The 15,221-nt window shown below is 62.7% G+C and carries 17 protein-coding genes and 2 pseudogenes; 5 read left to right on the forward strand and 14 right to left on the reverse strand.

Features of this window, described 5'->3' with window-relative positions; all coding sequences use genetic code 11:
- Positions 1–27: 27 nt before the first annotated feature.
- From QWJ46_RS23160 to QWJ46_RS23190, 8 genes and pseudogenes are all read right to left on the reverse strand, one after another.
- Positions 28–846, reverse strand: a complete 819-nt coding sequence (locus QWJ46_RS23160) for a cytochrome c oxidase subunit II (protein WP_302754115.1) — start codon at positions 844–846, stop codon at positions 28–30.
- Positions 847–988: 142 nt separating this feature from the next.
- Positions 989–1,378: a cytochrome c family protein gene (locus tag QWJ46_RS23165; protein ID WP_302754116.1), complete on the reverse strand. Its 390-nt coding sequence runs from the start codon at positions 1,376–1,378 to the stop codon at positions 989–991.
- A gap of 234 nt (positions 1,379–1,612) precedes the next feature.
- The gene (locus tag QWJ46_RS23170; RefSeq protein ID WP_302754117.1) at positions 1,613–2,536 is read right to left on the reverse strand and encodes an MYG1 family protein; all 924 of its coding nucleotides are present in this window, start codon (positions 2,534–2,536) and stop codon (positions 1,613–1,615) included.
- A gap of 153 nt (positions 2,537–2,689) precedes the next feature.
- Complete coding sequence (locus QWJ46_RS23175) at positions 2,690–3,253, reverse strand: hypothetical protein (protein ID WP_302754118.1); 564 nt, start codon at positions 3,251–3,253, stop codon at positions 2,690–2,692.
- 105 nt (positions 3,254–3,358) lie between these two features.
- The gene (gene blh, locus QWJ46_RS23180; RefSeq protein WP_302754119.1) at positions 3,359–4,639 is read right to left on the reverse strand and encodes a bifunctional sulfur transferase/dioxygenase Blh; all 1,281 of its coding nucleotides are present in this window, start codon (positions 4,637–4,639) and stop codon (positions 3,359–3,361) included.
- 113 nt (positions 4,640–4,752) lie between these two features.
- A pseudogene (locus QWJ46_RS31290) lies at positions 4,753–4,851 on the reverse strand (peroxiredoxin); the annotation flags it as partial.
- Between the two features lie 6 nt (positions 4,852–4,857).
- A pseudogene (locus QWJ46_RS23185) lies at positions 4,858–4,997 on the reverse strand (cupin domain-containing protein); the annotation flags it as partial.
- A 42-nt stretch (positions 4,998–5,039) separates the two neighbouring features.
- Entirely contained in the window at positions 5,040–5,414 is a 375-nt protein-coding gene (locus QWJ46_RS23190) for a VOC family protein (protein WP_184460326.1), read from the reverse strand.
- A 161-nt stretch (positions 5,415–5,575) separates the two neighbouring features.
- Here QWJ46_RS23190 and QWJ46_RS23195 point away from each other — a divergent pair, with 161 nt between their 5' ends.
- Positions 5,576–6,031 (forward strand): 2'-5' RNA ligase family protein, encoded by a 456-nt coding sequence (locus QWJ46_RS23195; RefSeq protein WP_302754120.1) that lies wholly within the window; start codon positions 5,576–5,578, stop codon positions 6,029–6,031.
- A gap of 170 nt (positions 6,032–6,201) precedes the next feature.
- On the opposite strand, the gene QWJ46_RS23200 is transcribed toward QWJ46_RS23195, so the two are convergent.
- Entirely contained in the window at positions 6,202–6,597 is a 396-nt protein-coding gene (locus QWJ46_RS23200; RefSeq protein ID WP_302754121.1) for a hypothetical protein, read from the reverse strand.
- Between the two features lie 317 nt (positions 6,598–6,914).
- Between QWJ46_RS23200 and ftsZ the strand changes: the two genes are divergently transcribed.
- The gene (gene ftsZ, locus QWJ46_RS23205; protein ID WP_302754122.1) at positions 6,915–7,937 is read left to right on the forward strand and encodes a cell division protein FtsZ; all 1,023 of its coding nucleotides are present in this window, start codon (positions 6,915–6,917) and stop codon (positions 7,935–7,937) included.
- Between the two features lie 586 nt (positions 7,938–8,523).
- On the opposite strand, the gene QWJ46_RS23210 is transcribed toward ftsZ, so the two are convergent.
- On the reverse strand, positions 8,524–9,348 hold the full coding sequence (locus QWJ46_RS23210) for a helix-turn-helix transcriptional regulator (RefSeq protein WP_302754123.1): 825 nt from the start codon (positions 9,346–9,348) through the stop codon (positions 8,524–8,526).
- 91 nt (positions 9,349–9,439) lie between these two features.
- Here QWJ46_RS23210 and QWJ46_RS23215 point away from each other — a divergent pair, with 91 nt between their 5' ends.
- Positions 9,440–10,330, forward strand: a complete 891-nt coding sequence (locus tag QWJ46_RS23215) for an SDR family oxidoreductase (RefSeq protein ID WP_302754124.1) — start codon at positions 9,440–9,442, stop codon at positions 10,328–10,330.
- Positions 10,331–10,755: 425 nt separating this feature from the next.
- Here the strand turns inward: QWJ46_RS23215 and QWJ46_RS23220 are convergent, their stop codons facing one another.
- From QWJ46_RS23220 to QWJ46_RS23230, 3 genes are read right to left on the reverse strand one after another with little or no spacing between them, the layout of a single operon-like run.
- Entirely contained in the window at positions 10,756–10,965 is a 210-nt protein-coding gene (locus QWJ46_RS23220) for a hypothetical protein (protein ID WP_064803439.1), read from the reverse strand.
- Position 10,966: 1 nt separating this feature from the next.
- Positions 10,967–11,167 carry a hypothetical protein gene (locus QWJ46_RS23225; protein WP_064803441.1) on the reverse strand — a complete coding sequence of 67 codons (201 nt, stop codon included), beginning with the start codon at positions 11,165–11,167 and terminating at the stop codon, positions 10,967–10,969.
- 56 nt (positions 11,168–11,223) lie between these two features.
- Positions 11,224–11,649, reverse strand: a complete 426-nt coding sequence (locus tag QWJ46_RS23230) for a DUF1772 domain-containing protein (protein WP_184460211.1) — start codon at positions 11,647–11,649, stop codon at positions 11,224–11,226.
- Positions 11,650–11,752: 103 nt separating this feature from the next.
- Here QWJ46_RS23230 and QWJ46_RS23235 point away from each other — a divergent pair, with 103 nt between their 5' ends.
- Positions 11,753–11,926 carry a hypothetical protein gene (locus QWJ46_RS23235; protein ID WP_097593426.1) on the forward strand — a complete coding sequence of 58 codons (174 nt, stop codon included), beginning with the start codon at positions 11,753–11,755 and terminating at the stop codon, positions 11,924–11,926.
- A 288-nt stretch (positions 11,927–12,214) separates the two neighbouring features.
- Entirely contained in the window at positions 12,215–13,147 is a 933-nt protein-coding gene (locus QWJ46_RS23240) for a hypothetical protein (protein WP_302754125.1), read from the forward strand.
- 168 nt (positions 13,148–13,315) lie between these two features.
- Here QWJ46_RS23240 and QWJ46_RS23245 read toward each other — a convergent pair.
- The coding region (locus tag QWJ46_RS23245; protein WP_302754126.1) for a VCBS domain-containing protein at positions 13,316–15,221 on the reverse strand (1,906 nt) is incomplete at its 5' end.

The raw sequence follows: 15,221 nt of genomic DNA on the forward strand, positions 1-15,221 counted from the left end.
TGCGGCCTCGGCCGTCTTCCCGCCAGTTCAGTTCGCCGGTGGCGGCTCTCCCGATGACGCCGTCAGCTGAGTGAATGTCTGCTGCTGCCCGAGCCAGGTCTGATAGTCCGCGTCGTTGTCGACAATGACGGTGCCGCGCATCTGCGGATGACCGACGCCGCAAAGTTCGGCACAGAGGATCTCGAACGTGCCCGTGCGCGTCGGTGTCAGCCAGAAATAGGTGACCATGCCAGGGATCATATCCATCTTGGCGCGGAATTCCGGCACGTAGAAATCGTGGAGCACATCGACGGAGCGCAGCAATATGTGCACGGGCTTGCCGATCGGCAGATGAAGCTCGCCGCCTTCGACGATGATGTCATCAAGGCCGTTTGCATCGTTCTTGTCGAGGCCCAGCGGGTTGTCGGAAGTGACGTCACGCGTCTCGGCACGACCGAGCTTTCCGTCCGCACCCGGCAGGCGGAAGCTCCACAGCCACTGCTGGCTGACCACTTCGACCGATGCGGCATCGGCGGGTACTGTGATGAACTGGTTCCAGACGATCAGGCCGGGCGCCAGCATTGCCGCGACGCCAACCGCCGTTCCCGAGGCCAGAAGCAATTCCAGTCTGCGATTTTCAGGCTCATAATGCGCCCGGTTGCCCGGTCTGTGGCGGAAGCGGAAGACGCAATAGGCCATGAAGGAAATCACCCCCACGAAGACGATGCCGGTGATCCAGAAGGTGATGACGAGCGTGTTGTCGATATAACTCCAGTTGGACGCGATCGGGGTCCACCACCACGGGCTCAGCACATGGAAGAGCACGGAGCCAACGACAACCAGGACGAGAACCAGTACAACAGCCATTTCCGCCCCTCCTGGGCCGACCGACCGTGAAACCGCACTCCACAAATGTCGAGTTTATTATCGCACAAATAGAAAATGTCGGCAATTACGGCGATTTAGGCATGCGCCGCCGCCGGCAACCCGTCATTTGGAGTATGGCCCATCATTGGGAATATTGTTTGAGATAGGCGATAAGGTTGGTGATCTCCTGGTCATCCTTCACGCCTGCGAAGGCCATCTTGGTGCCCTTCACCTTCGCTTTCGGATTGTGCAGATACTCACGCAGCGTCGCCTCGTCCCAGACGAGACCACCCTCGCCGGCCGCCTTCATCCCCGCAGAATACGCAAAATCAGGATGCGTCCCGGCCTTTCGGCCGAACAGCTTGTTCAGTGACGGACCCACCTTGTTCGTGTCGGACTCGGCGACATGACAGGTGGCACATTTCTTGAAAACGGTGGCGCCGGCCGTCGCGTCCCCCTCCTGCGCTCCAGCGTTGAGAGGGAAAAGGGCGATGACGGATGCAGTGATCAGCAGAATAACACGGTAATCCACGGCAAACCTCATCCTCCTTAAGGTCGCCAGCCACTCTCACCCTCGGCCATCATTCGCGCGGTGGTGGTGGTTGCTACGGGTTAAAGTTAGTCCTTTGCGGATGCAAGTCAATCGCTTCCACGATTGATGCCACCTGGGCGAAAACCGATAGCCTGTGGCCCCAACGCCAATACCGGATCCGAAATCCGGCCAGCACTCGGTGATCTGCTGGAGAATGGCGCCGCGCCATCCGACTTATACTTCGATCGAAAGCGCCTCCTGCACCGCCATTTCGGCCATGGCAAGCGCCGCGTCGCGGGTCTTGGCGGCAGCGATGAAGCGGCCGTTATGGCAGAAGCTCGCGCCCTCGACGCCGCAGACCGCCTCCAGCTCACCATTGGTAAGGCCGGCCCAGGTTGCCGGCAGATCGGCCCGGAGCTCGAACCCGTCGTCGCCACGGCGAATGCCGGTCACGCACCAATCCTTTTCGCGCGGGTGGACGACGAACAGCAGGTGATCGGCGCCGGCCTTGACGATGGCGGGACGGAAGGGCATCCCTCTCGGCAACTCCAGAATGCGCCCCTGCCCAGCAGCCTCGATCGCCCGATAGACGATCGCCTCGGCCCGCAGTTTTGCGGCCCTCTGGGCGATCCCGGCATCGATGAAACTGCGGGCAATGGCCAGCGCCGCATGGAAGGCACGATCGTCAGCCTCGGGTTCCTCCTCATCGAACACCGGTTTCAGGGTCTCGAGCAGCACCGGCAGCGTCAGGCCAGCCAAAGGCCCCGAGGGGCTGAGCGCGCCATTGTCGGTCAGGTCGATCGGCAGCACGAAACCGGTGTCGAAAGCGGCGTGCAGGGCCTCGAGATGAAGATCGGGAAGACCGGTGGCTGCGAGATATTCGCGGCCATAATGTTTCCAGATCAGGCCGAACGAGCTGTAGGGCTGGCCATCGTCGCGCAGCGGCGCGCCGCGCTGATGATGATCGAATATGCCGGCGGCAGGATCATAGGCCCCGCCGACATCATAGATGATCCGGTCCGGGGCTGGCGTGATCCATTCCAGCGCCCGGCTGCGGATCAGACGCGCCTGGGGGAAAAGCCGCGTCAGAATGACGCTCGACAGCAGCTCGTCGGCATGGAAACCACCGGAATGGGTAACGAGGAAATCGGGGCTCATCGAAGCTATGCGCCTTGTGGTTTGGCGGAGGATCCGCTTGCGGGTCTGAACGAGATAGCCGTTGCCCGCCGCTATCTCAACCCGCCTTCGCGCATTCTGCATAGTGTCGGAAGGCGACCGGGCAGCCGAAACGACATGTGTGAAGGCAAAGGCCTAAGGCAGCGCCGGTCCCGGCTGTGCTGCAACGAGCGCGCGGCCGGCCGCTGCACCGGCATGCAGGCAGATCAGCCCGATTGCGGCGAGAGAATTGATCAAAAAAACCTCGGCGACGACGGCTGCCGAAAACGCACCATCGCCGGACGGAAGCACGACCGTCGCGGCAAAGAGCACTGTTTCATAGGCGACGAACCCGGCGATAAAGGCGCCGGCCATGGTGACGGCAAGGCTGGCCTTGAGGCGGAGCACGCCGAGTGATGCCACGAGCGATCCATATGCGGCGATTCCGATCGCCAGCCCCCAGGCAAAGCTGTCGAAGGTCTGGGGATAGCCGAGTATGAGATATCCGACCGTCTGGTTGGCAAGCCAGGCGAGCAGCACCGCCATTATCGCCATTTTTCGGGGAAGAACGACCGCCGAGACTGCCGCCAGGGCAACGAAAGGCGTGACGCAGGCGAAAAGCAGGCTGAGAGCGACGCTGGCGCCGGCAATGACCGTGACCCAGGCGACGGCGAAACCGGGAGCTGCCGGGCGCAAAGGAAGCTGATTTCGTTCGAGCATTTCGAAACTCCGTTCGACCGGGCGCATACATTCCGGGAAATCATAGGCCAGTCCGGGAAAAAGGCCAGCGAGCTCATGACGGCCGTCGCCGCCTCGCCGCCTCCATCATAAGGCATCCAGCGGAATCTTCAGATACCGGCGGCCGTTCTCCTCTGGTTCCGGCAGCCGGCCGCCGCGGATGTTGACCTGCAGCGCATGCAGCATCAGCTTCGGCTTGGGCAGCGTGCGGTCGCGCGCCTGACGCAACGCCACGAAACCGGCCTCATCCATGCCTGCAATATGCGGATTGGCGCGCTTTTGGGCTGCGACCGTGCTTTCCCAGCGCGGGTGACGACCGCCCGGCTGATAATCGTGGCCGGAAAAGAGCCGAGTCTTCTCGGGCAGCGACAGGATCGCCTGGATCGAGTGCCAGAGGGCGGCCGCACTGCCGCCCGGAAAATCCGCGCGCGCAGTCCCCGAATCCGGCGTGAACATCGTATCATGCACGAAGGCGGCGTCGCCGACCACATAGGTCACCGATGCCAGCGTATGGCCGGGCGAAAACATCACTCGGGCGGTAAGACCGCCGATTTCAAACGTGTCGCCATCGGCAAAGAGCCGGTCCCATTCCGAGCCGTCGGTCGCGAGCGCCGGCCAGTTATAGATCTCCTTCCAAAGCCTCTGCACATCGGTGACATGGACGCCGATCGCCGTCGGCGCGCCAGTCTTTTCCTTGAGATAATGGGCGGCGGAGAAGTGATCGGCATGCGGATGCGTGTCTAGTATCCACTCGACGGTCATCCGCTCGCTTTCGATGTAGGCAAGGATGGCATCGGCGTTCACCGTTCCCGTCGCGCCCGACATCTCGTCGAAGTCGAGCACCGGATCGATGATGGCACAGCGTTTCGTCGCCGGATCGGAGACGACATATTGCACGCTGCAGGTGCGGGGTTCGAAGAAGGCCTTCACCTGAGGCCGCGGGCTTGCCGCTTTTTCGAGCCAGCGGCGCGCGCCGGCAAGATCGAAACCGAGGCCTTCGCCGAAGGTCTGGACATCCGCCGCCTTCATCCGCCCTTCGAGCACCTCGCCCAGCACATAGAGCGTCAACGCCCGCGTACCGCTCTTGCAATGGGCAACGACCGGCCCCCTCGCCTCAGCCATCGCCGCCTGAAAGCCGGCAATATCGGCCTCGGTGATCTCGCTCCCATTGACCGGCACGAATCTATAGGAAAGCCCGGCGGCGGCGGCGGAAATCTTTTCTGCCGCATTGCCTGGCTGGCCCGGCTCCTCGCCATCGGGTCTGGCGTTGATAACGGCGGCGAACCCCTGCTTGGCGAAATCGACAAAACCGGCTGGGTCGGGCTGCCCCGCCACCGATATCCGCTCATTGACCCTCACGGGCATCATCGAAGCCTCCGCGCCGCCTTGACCACGCAGTATCGCACGTATAACCGTACAATCTCACAAGTATATTGCCGAGCGCAAGAATAGAGGCGCCTGATCTCGCGCTCGCCCGCTCCTCAAAACGACAGCGTCGCCGCCCCTTGCCTGATCTCCGCATGCACGGCACCGCCGCCGACGATGACGACGCCGTCGAGCAGGTCTACCTGCCCGTAACCTCCCGGCGGTGTGAAGGTTTCCCACAGGCCGAATGCGCCACGGTCTCGGCGGCCGTGGCATGGATGACGATTCCCGCCCCGAACGGCGTCTTGGCAATCCGGTCCCTGCCAGGCAGAGAAACGACGGCATTTTCGAAACTCGACATATCCACCTCCCCCTACGGCGGTATCTGATAAGGCCGGCGTCCTTACGCCTGCGGTTCGTTGATCATTGCCTCGATATTGTATCCATCGGGATCGAGGACGAAGCAGGCATAATAGTTTCCGGCATATTCCGGCCTCGGACCGGGCGCGCCGTTATCCCGCGCTCCGGCCAGAAGGGCCGCCTGATAAAAGGCCGCGACCTCCGTCCTGTCTCGCACCCGGAAGGCGACGTGCACACGCGTGAGCGGCGGCTTGTCGTCAGTGCGCTGGATCTCGAACAGGCTGCCGCCGACGTCGAAGGCCCAGAACACGCCCTCCTTGCCGAAGGCGCAGCGATAGCCAAGGGGCCCGAGAGCGCTTTCGTAGAATGCCTTGCTCTTCTCGAGGTCACTCACAGCGATGGTGATGTGATCGATCATCTCATCTCTCCCATTCCGTTCCTGTCATGATTGATGCCCTCTTTTCGAGCCTCTCACGTGCATCTCCCGATGGCAATGCACGCCGGCCGCAATCAGTCCGTTTGGCCGCTCGACATCGAATGTGACGTCCGTTTATGGTCTGCAGGAAGGGAATGCCGCAAATGCCTTACGGGATCAGCCTCAAATGTTTGAACGACACCGCCTCGCCGGTTTTCAAGCTCTGGGATGACGCCGCAGCATTCGAAGAGACGGCTTCGATGCGGGCTTTGAATTATCCGCCTCATATTACCCTCGCCGTTTATCAGGAGATTGCGGTGGACCGGTTGGCAGAGGCAGCCGAGCGTGTTTTCCGCATCCACCCTGCCGTAGCGTTAAGTTTTGCAGGAACCGGTTACTTTGAGAACGAATTCCTCGTCTTATGGGCGCGGCCGAACCAAGACGAACGCCTCTTCCAGCTGCATGCGGAGCTTCACCGGGAAATCGATCCCGTCCACTGTCACGAGTGCTATCGGCCCGGCAATTGGTGCCGCATTGCACGATCGCCACCAAAATCCCGAAGGCAAAATCGCAGGCAGCGATCAACTGGGCAAATCGCAACCGGATGCAATTCTCGGTGACTCTCGATGCCGTAGACTGTGTGAGATTTCCGCCGGTCGAAATCTTGAGCGAAATCGGACTGGCGTCGCAATGATCGCGGACAGCGCCGGCGCTTTGGCGAAGCTCGCGGCCCTCAGGAGAACGCGGGTAATGGCGTCATAACGCGTTCTCCAAGCGCGGATACGTGAAGTCAATCCCGGCCCTGCAGGCGATCCATCACCTGGAGCAACAGATCGGCGCAAACCTTCATCGGCTCGTCCTCAGCGCATTTCAGGTCGATCCGTGTATTTCCATCCTCGATCTGAAAACGGGCCGCCTTGGACAGCGGCGGCAGGCGATGACCACGATAACCACGGAAGCCCATGTCGCCTCTCGAACCATGCCACTGGTAGTCGGGGCGGTCTCGGGACTGCTCATCCGGCCCGTGACGCATCACCCTCTCGTCATCAGGCACAGGCGGGGGTGGTGATGCAGGCTCGTTCGCTGCGGGTGGCTCGCCGGCGGGTGGTGGGGCGGGCGGCTGTTGGGCGAAGGCGGTGGCGGCCGATGCTGCAAGGGCAAGACCGGATAGCAAAAGTCTTTGCATGGGGATGTTCCTTTCAGAGAAGACGCATGCCTGTAAACACCGCGGCGCGGCTTTAGTTCACGCCCCGTTGGCGCTTGTGATCAAAATCACCAGCGCGGCTAGGACATTTCACCTGCGAACACGCCGTGCTGCGAGAGGAAGCGCCATGCGCTGCCCGCCGCTTCGGATTTGCCGACGCAGAGCTGACGAGAACTTCGCGTCTCTCAGGCGCCACCGCTTCTTTCGCCTCGCCTCTGCCTTGTTGGGCGACTATGCTCAACGCCGATTCGCTGTCCGCGACGAGGGCGTGCGGAAACGAGATATCGAAGGAGAAGACGATGACGGACGCCAAGAGCGGCATTACCGGGCTGCGGCCGCAAATCACCGTGGTTGGCGTCGGCGGCGGCGGTGGCAATGCGATCAACAATATGATCGCGGAAAAACTGGCAGGCGTCGAATTCGTCGCCGCAAACACCGATGCCCAGGTTCTCGCCACCTCCAAGGCATCGCGCCGCATCCAGCTCGGCGCGAATGTGACGGAGGGCCTCGGCGCCGGTTCCCTGCCGGAAATCGGACATGCGGCGGCAGAAGAATCGCTCGACGAGATCATGGATCACCTGGCAGGATCACACATGTGTTTCGTCACCGCCGGCATGGGTGGAGGAACGGGCACCGGCGCAGCCCCGGTCATCGCGCGCGCCGCACGTGCGGCCGGCATCTTGACCGTTGGCGTCGTCACCAAGCCGTTTACCTTCGAGGGCAATCGCCGCATGCGGACTGCGGAGGCTGGCATCGAGGCGCTTCGTCAGGCCGCCGATACCGTTATCGTCATTCCCAATCAGAATCTCTTCCGCATCGCCGATGCGAAAACCACCTTCGCCGATGCCTTCATGACGGCCGACCGCGTGCTCTTTGCCGGCGTCGGCTGCATCACCGATCTCATCGTCAAGGAAGGTCTGATCAACCTTGATTTCGCCGACGTGAAGTCGGTCATGCAGGGCATGGGCCGCGCCATGATGGGCACCGGTGAAGCCGCCGGCGAAAGCCGGGCGATGAAGGCGGCGGAAGCGGCAATCGCAAATCCGCTTCTGGACGATATCTCGATGAAGGGCGCCAAAGGCGTGCTGATCTCAATCTCCGGCGGCTCGGATATGACCCTGTTCGAAGTGGACGAGGCGGCAAGCCGCATTCGCGACGAAGTGCAGGACGACGCCGATATCGTCGTCGGGGCGATTTTCGACCGCAGCCTCGACGGCAAATTCCGCGTCTCGGTCGTGGCGACCGGCCTGGACGGAAACTCTCTCTCTGCGTCCCCTTCTCACGCGCCGGCTGAACCCATTCAGACGCGCACACTGCAATAATACGGTCGCAGTCACCACGGCTCACTCATGGCCGGGCTGCCGGATAGACGTTGCCCCGCCAGTGGAGAATGGGCAGGGCAACGTCGGTATTCGGTCTGTGAAGGCCAATCGGACGAAGAGTATGTCCAAGGCATCGTGCACCATGGAGATTTTGACGGTCTCGGTGCTTGAGATGCAGAGAGCATCTGCCGCGGAATCATCGACTAAATGTAATCGTCCCCCGGCACGCGATGTTGATACCGCCGACTTTTTGACCCGGTCGCGAAGTCGGACGCCCGCACCGATAGGCTCACTGCCATAGGAATCGCCGAAGACGAACGTCCGTCGGCTGCAAAGCCGTATCCTTTACGGCGAAAGTTATGGATTCGATCGAGGTCAGCGTGCGCGAGTGCCGGCAAGAATCAACGTTGCGACGCGTGCTTCGAGGCTTCGCCCTCACGGGCTACGCGCCTCAGCATGAGGGACGTCGCAGGATGCCGTGCCCTGACGGCAGACGTTGGAGAATGCAGCACCAGAGCTCAAGAGAGCCTCATCCCCGACAATGGCGAACCAATTTAGCTGGCCGGTAAATAACGCGGATAAACCGTCACACCAGCAAACTCCTGATCCTCGCCGCATCCTCCGCCGTCGCCGGGTTATACACCACCATGCTTAGATCCGGCCGGCCGTCTACCTGAAAGGCCGAATATTCGAAGGAGAGCAGCCCGAGCATCGGGTGCTTGATGTGCTTGGCGCCCTCGCCGTGGGTGCGCACGTCGTTGTCGCGCCACATGGCCAGGAATTCCGGGCTCTTGCGGCAGAGTTCGTCGACCAGCGGCTCCACCTCGGCGGCGGCACCGGCGCGCGCCGCATCCACCCGGAAGGCGGCGACGACGAAGCGGGCGACACTTTCCCAGTCATATTGAGCGGCGCGCACGCGCGGATCGAGGAAAATGAAGCGCAGCACGTTGCGCTCTTCGGGCGGCAGCGCGCCGTAATCGGTGAGCAGCACGGTCGCCGCCCGGTTCCAGGCGACGACGTCCCAGATCGCGGTGCGGATCAGCGCCGGGCACGGATCGAGCGCGTCGAGCACGCCCTGCAGCCGCGGCGTGACACCTTCCTCCTTGCGATAGCGCACCTCCGGCGGGCGGCCGAGACCAATGAGGAAAAGGTGTTCGCGCTCGATATCGGTCAGCATCAGCGCCCGCGAGATCCGGTCGAGCACATCGGCGGACGGCGCGCCGCCGCGGCCCTGCTCCAGCCAAGTGTACCAGGTCGAGCTGATATTGGCGCGGCTCGCCACCTCCTCGCGGCGAAGCCCGGGCGTACGGCGCCGCTCGCCGGCAAAGCCCAGGGCGGCGGGATCGAGCTTGCCGCGGCGGTCCTTGAGGTAGCTGCCCAGCCGATTATTGGAGGCGACGAATTCGCTCATCCTGTTAGCCTTTATACCATGATAAGATCACTACTTTACCATGATATCAGCCTGCTCGATATCTGTCTGCGTCCAATCAGGAGATATCGACATGCGCGTATTCGTTACCGGGGCCACAGGGTGGGTCGGCTCGGCCGTCGTCAGCGAATTGATTGGCGCCGGCCACCGCGTTCTTGGCCTCGCCCGCGCGGACAAGGGAGCAGCCGAATTGGCGGCATCAGGCGCCGAGGTCCAGCGCGGCACGCTTGACGACCTGGAGAGCCTGAAGCGCGGCGCGGCCGATGCCGACGGCGTCATCCACACGGCGTTCAATCATGATTTCTCGAAGTTCGCCGAGAATTGCGCCGCCGACCGGCGCGCCATCGAGGCGCTCGGCGAAGCCCTCCGCGGCTCCAACCGCCCGCTGCTGGTCACTGCAGGACTCGGCCATGCGCCGGGCCGCATCGGCACCGAGAAGGACCCGCCGATGCCGACGACGCAGACCTATCCCCGCGCCTCCGAAATCACTGCGGTGTCGCTTGTGGCCCGCGGTGTGCGCGCCTCCACCGTCCGGCTGCCGCCATCAGTGCACGGCCGTGGCGATCACGGCTTCGTGCCGATCCTGATCGAGACGGCTCGACAGAAGGGCGTCTCCGCCTATATCGGCGACGGGGGCAACCGCTGGCCGGCCGTGCACCGGCGCGATGCCGCCCGCGTCTACCGCCTGGCGCTGGAGCGCGGCGCGGTGGGCGGCCCCTTCCTGGCGGTCGCAGAGGAGGGCGTAGCGTTCCGGGAGATTGCCGAACTCATCGGCCGGCGGCTCAACGTGCCGGCCGTCTCGCTGTCGCGGGAAGAGGCGGCGGAGCATTTCGGCTGGTTCGCCATGTTTGCCGGCTTCGACGTGCCGACCTCCAGCAGTCACACCCGCGCCCTCCTCGGCTGGCAGCCGACGGAGCCCGGCCTGCTTGCGGATATCGACCACCCGGCCTATTTCGGTGGTTAGCTTAAGCCTGACGGGGAGAAATATCGCGCCAACGCTCACGAAAGCCTCATCCTGAAGTGACCCGAAGGGCCCTCGGTGGACGGGCGGGTGCGCTGGCGGCGGATGGATGCAAGAAGCAAGGTTGGAGCGCGTCCTTCGAGGCTCCGGCGCCTTCGGCCTACGCACCTCAGGATAGGGAGCCGTGGAGAAGGCCGCACCGGTAGGAGGCGCTGGGGACACCACGTCAAATGAGGCGGCATTGGCAGGCGCCGCGCCGTCCAAGAGAGCCTCATCCTGAGAGCCTGTGAATCTATCGATTTTTCGATTTTTCGATGCGAGTCAAATCAATGACTTAGCTCTCGTAAAAACGACGAAAATCCTAAAGATTCACAGACTCTGAGGTGCCCCGCACGGACCTCGAAGGACGAGGCGGGCGCACCACCATCTCAGCGCATCCGCCCCTCGTTCATATCGGCGGGATCGTAGTTGATGTCCCAATCCTTCTCGGGCTTCTTCTTGCCGGGCGGGTGCTTGTTCACCGTGGCGTCCTCGGAGCCGGTGATCACGGTCGGCTTGGCGCTCGCCACACCGCTGGCTTTGCGGTCGGCCCGTGATTTGGCGAACTGGCCGGCTGCGTCTTTTTCGGGATTGGCCATGTCATTCGCCTTTCTGCTTCATAGCGTCGGAAATGTCGTTCATTTCGGGATCGCGATTGTTTTCGCCATTGGCGTCGCGATTTTTGTCCGGATCGTCCTTGGCTTTGAGATAACCGCGCGGCCTATTGCCCTTCGGTCCTTCCCAGCGGGGGGACTGGTCGGTCGTGCCAGGTGCGCCGTCCTTGGGGGTGGTCATGCCCATCTTCATTTCTCCTTCTTGAGTAGGGAAAACCGGAAAGATCGCGAAGTGTTCCGGCGTTACCGGATCGAGGCAAGCGTGGCGCAGCAGAACGCGAGGAAGGTGACCGCGGCATTGGCGGCATGCGAATACTCCCACTGGCGGCGCAGGCCCTCCCAATGTTCCGGCTGCACGGTCCAGTTCTTCGTCGCCGCATTGGCCGGCCGGGTGAAGATCATAAAGATGACGAGGTTGACCACGATCAGCACGGCGGCAGCGATCGACAGCGTCATGGCCGGTCCATCGGCTTTGAGGGCCGCGGCATTGCCGATATTCGCGAGAAAAGCGAGCGGCAGCATGAGGCCGACGATCCACCATCCGGCATAGGCCCGCTGAGCGACAAAATAATCCGCCTTCCCCATCCCGATCTTGTTTGGGAGCGAGAGAAGGTGGGCGGCAGGCGCCAAGACCGCTAAGCCCGTGATGATGACGGCAAGGAATCTCATGTGTGAGGAACCAGCGGCCGGACGAAGGGTTCCCGGAAATATGGAACCGTGTCGGCCCCCATCGGTTGGTGAAAGGTCGTGAACCTCGAAAAAGGAGCCGAACATGAGCAAGACCAACGTTCGTGAACTTCAGAAACGCGCCGAACAGCAAGTCAAGAACACCAGCGCCGGCGGCCACCTCGGCGGCACCTATTTCGGCCAGCAACCAGACGGGAAAACAGCGTCGGACACCACCAACGACAGCGCCAAGGCAAGGCCGAACGATGGGAGCAATTGAGGCGGGGCGCCTTTCCTATCGCGTTTGCGGTGATAGGATATTGCGAAAAGGCGCGCTGTGGGACACCTCCGCGGCGCGCCCCTTTCTCCCTCCCTGTTTAACCTTCGCCAAGAGCACCAGCGTATCGCAACGACTATGAAGAGACGTCCAGCCCGAAGGGCGAGCCTCGAAGGATGCGCCGCAGCACTGCACCCATCGACGACAGAGCACCTTGCCGGGCTACCTTGAACGGAAACGCCCCCGCGCTAACTTCAGCGGACCATAGCGGGACTAAAGCGGAGGGGCGACGTGGCATCCTATTCGATTGACGATGCGATCCGGGAGCTCACTCCGGTTCTCGGAAAGGCGGCGCCGGCAGGCGCCGTCAGCGGCGAGTGGATCGCCACCACCATGCAGGCCGGGCATTCCTCGCGCACGGGCGGCTATCGCGATGCCGGGGGAAACCTTGTCAGCGAGGAATCGACCAAGCCGCTTGATATCATTGAGGATGTGCTCGAGAAGCTCGATGCGGCCGCATCGCAACGATTCAACAAGGTGGTGATCCGCTGGAAGAAGGCGAAGCTTCCCTTCATGCGCGGCGAGATCACCATCGACACCACCTATGATCAATCGATCGTTCCGCGCGGTCCCGACGACCCGGTCTATGAGGCGGCGGCGGCCGCGCGGCGCGCCTTCTGGCAGACTCGCGGCGGCGTGCGGGAGGGCTTCGCTGCCGAGCGCGAAACGGCGAACGTCTATAATCAGACGAAATGGTTCGGCCCGCACCGCCGCGTCCTTGCCGTCGATGCGCCGGAAAAGCTCATCCTCGCTACCGACGGGCTCTCCACTCCTTGGGCGGGCATTTCCGAGCCTGAAAATGGCGTCGAATGCGAGCTCTTCATGGAATTCGATCCTGCGACACTGGATTCGACCGGAACGGCAAACTGGGCAAATCTCCTGATCAATCTCGGCGATCTCGTCGCCGACGGCCATCGCGTTGCCCGTGACGTCGAAAAGCACGGCGCGATCCTCTTCTGCCGGCTGACGGAGGACTACGCGCCGCTGACCCGCATCATCCTGAGCTGCGACCCCAGCCGCATCGACGGCTTGCCCTTCGGCTCCGTGCCGCTGATCCGCGCGACGCCGGTCGCCGAAGCTGAGATCGAAGGCCGCTACCCTGACGAGGACTGGGGAGCGACAGCGGCGCGCCAAGCGCTGGCGAAGCGCGGGATTAGGCTTTAGAGCCGATCATTTGGGGAGCAATAGATGTCGGCACGCTGCCGCACGCGTGTGACATGATGCTATCCACCACCCGATGAATCCTGCGCGCCCGGCGCTAGGCGCACAAAACTCCCGGGAGGCCCTCACCGTCTCCGAGCGGGGTCAACGCTTACGTGATCAAAGACCGCCTCAGCCAAACAAGAAGTCGCCCGAGTTGAAATTCGCAAGCCCCCCAAGGGTGGTGATGTTGTCGAATTCAGCGACCAGCACCGCGCCGCCGGCTGAACCTGGGTTCTGATCGTAATAGACCGCCGCATGGCCGAGGTCCGTATTGTGGAACACGAACAATGCCCCTGTGGTTATGTTGCTGTAACCATCGATGGTGCTCTGGATGGTTGCGTTCGTGACGCTCACGTCCGTTTTGATGGCAACCTCCGTTCCGGCGACATTGATCGTGGCGTTGTTCCCCACCTTCACATTGTCCACAATTGTATTGTTGTTGCCGACGGCGAACTCGAACGTGCCGCCTCCAACATCAAATTGAAGCTTATCCACGGTTGTGCTATTCGTCCCAGCATTGAAGTCGGTCATATGGTTCGTGGTGGTGGCAAACCTTTGGAAAAAGAAGGTGTCAGTTCCCACGCCCCCGGTAAGGGTGTTGTTGCCAGCACCACCGTTGAGGGTGTCATCGCCGTCTTGGCCGAAAAGCGTGTCGTCACCTCCCAGCCCGAACATCACATCGTTACCGCCACCGCCGTAGAGCACATCGTCGCCCGTTCCACCGCTCGTGTCCTGTGAGTTGCCATTGCTACCGGTGATAACAGTGAACGTCTCGGTCTTTTCGAAGGCCGGCCCTATAGGATCACCGGTCTGCGTTGCCGTTACCGTCACTGAAAATGTACTGTTCACCGATAGCGCACCCGAATGAAGCGTATTGCCGGTTATCGAAAACAAGCCCGGATTCGACTGCGAGGCAATGTTGAAGCTGAATCCACCCGTGTCGGGATCAGTCGCCGTCAGCAGCCCACTGAACTCGAAACTATTGAAGTTGACATTGTCTGCCGGAACGACCGGCGTCAGCTTAATGTCGGTCGGCGCCTGCCGAGCTGGACCATCATCTGCGCCGGTGATGGCGACGACGATATTGTGGCTGGCGGTGCCGTCGAGCGAGCTGACGCTCAGCGTGTCGCTGACGGCGTCACCCTGGTTGAGCGCCTGCGTCGCCGCCCGGCTGTTGTCGAGCGTATAGGTCCAGCTGCCGGTGGCGGCATTGAAGCTGAAGCTGCCATAGATGCCGTTCAGCGATGCCGGGGCGGCAAACACCGCCTCGCCGTCGTCGACGTCGCTGACCGTCAGCTTGCCGGAAGCGCTCGGATCGCCGCTGTCGGCCGCCCCCGCCTCGACCGTCGCCCGGTCGTCGGTCACCGTCGCATCGACGACGATCGCAGCCGCGTCGTTGGCGCCGGTGATGGCGACGACGATGTTGTGGCTGGCGGTGCCGTCGAGCGAGCTGACGCTCAGCGTGTCGCTGACGGCGTCGCCCTGGTTGAGCGCCTGCGTCGCCGCCCGGCTGTTGTCGAGCGTATAGGTCCAGCTGCCGGTGGCGGCATTGAAGCTGAAGCTGCCATAGAGGCCGTTCAGCGAAGCCGGGGCGGCAAACACCGCCTCGCCGTCGTCGACATCGCTGACCGCCAGCTTGCCGGAGGCGCTCGGATCGCCGCTGCCGGCCGCCCCCGCCTCGACCGTCGCCCGGTCGTCGCTGACCGTCGCATCGACGACGATCGCAGCCGCGTCGTTGGCGCCGGTGATGGCGACGACGATGTTGTGGCTGGCGGTGCCGTCGAGCGAGCTGACGCTCAGCGTGTCGCTGACGGCGTCGCCCTGGTTGAGCGCCTGCGTCGCCGCCCGGCTGTTGTCGAGCGTATAGGTCCAGCTGCCGGTGGCGGCATTGAAGCTGAAGCTGCCATAGAGGCCGTTCAGCGAAGCCGGGGCGGCAAACACCGCCTCGCCGTCGTCGACGTCGCTGACCGTCAGCTTGCCGGAGGCGCTCGGATCGCCGCTGCCGGCCGCACCCGCCTCGACCGTCGCCCGGTCG

Source organism: Rhizobium sp. CBN3 (genome assembly GCF_030518245.1).
Taxonomy (GTDB): Bacteria; Pseudomonadota; Alphaproteobacteria; order Rhizobiales; family Rhizobiaceae; genus Rhizobium; species Rhizobium aethiopicum_A.

Coding starts and splice junctions, on each gene's coding strand:
- QWJ46_RS23220 (WP_064803439.1), bottom strand. CDS start 10,965: ATGGCCAATCCCGAAAAAGACGCAGCCGGCCAGTTCGCCAAATCACGG.
- QWJ46_RS23210 (WP_302754123.1), bottom strand. CDS start 9,348: ATGAGCGAATTCGTCGCCTCCAATAATCGGCTGGGCAGCTACCTCAAG.
- ftsZ (WP_302754122.1), top strand. CDS start 6,915: ATGACGGACGCCAAGAGCGGCATTACCGGGCTGCGGCCGCAAATCACC.
- QWJ46_RS23235 (WP_097593426.1), top strand. CDS start 11,753: ATGAGCAAGACCAACGTTCGTGAACTTCAGAAACGCGCCGAACAGCAA.
- QWJ46_RS23225 (WP_064803441.1), bottom strand. CDS start 11,167: ATGGGCATGACCACCCCCAAGGACGGCGCACCTGGCACGACCGACCAG.
- QWJ46_RS23230 (WP_184460211.1), bottom strand. CDS start 11,649: ATGAGATTCCTTGCCGTCATCATCACGGGCTTAGCGGTCTTGGCGCCT.
- QWJ46_RS23200 (WP_302754121.1), bottom strand. CDS start 6,597: ATGCAAAGACTTTTGCTATCCGGTCTTGCCCTTGCAGCATCGGCCGCC.
- QWJ46_RS23160 (WP_302754115.1), bottom strand. CDS start 846: ATGGCTGTTGTACTGGTTCTCGTCCTGGTTGTCGTTGGCTCCGTGCTC.
- blh (WP_302754119.1), bottom strand. CDS start 4,639: ATGATGCCCGTGAGGGTCAATGAGCGGATATCGGTGGCGGGGCAGCCC.
- QWJ46_RS23195 (WP_302754120.1), top strand. CDS start 5,576: ATGCCTTACGGGATCAGCCTCAAATGTTTGAACGACACCGCCTCGCCG.
- QWJ46_RS23190 (WP_184460326.1), bottom strand. CDS start 5,414: ATGATCGATCACATCACCATCGCTGTGAGTGACCTCGAGAAGAGCAAG.
- QWJ46_RS23175 (WP_302754118.1), bottom strand. CDS start 3,253: ATGCTCGAACGAAATCAGCTTCCTTTGCGCCCGGCAGCTCCCGGTTTC.
- QWJ46_RS23170 (WP_302754117.1), bottom strand. CDS start 2,536: ATGAGCCCCGATTTCCTCGTTACCCATTCCGGTGGTTTCCATGCCGAC.
- QWJ46_RS23215 (WP_302754124.1), top strand. CDS start 9,440: ATGCGCGTATTCGTTACCGGGGCCACAGGGTGGGTCGGCTCGGCCGTC.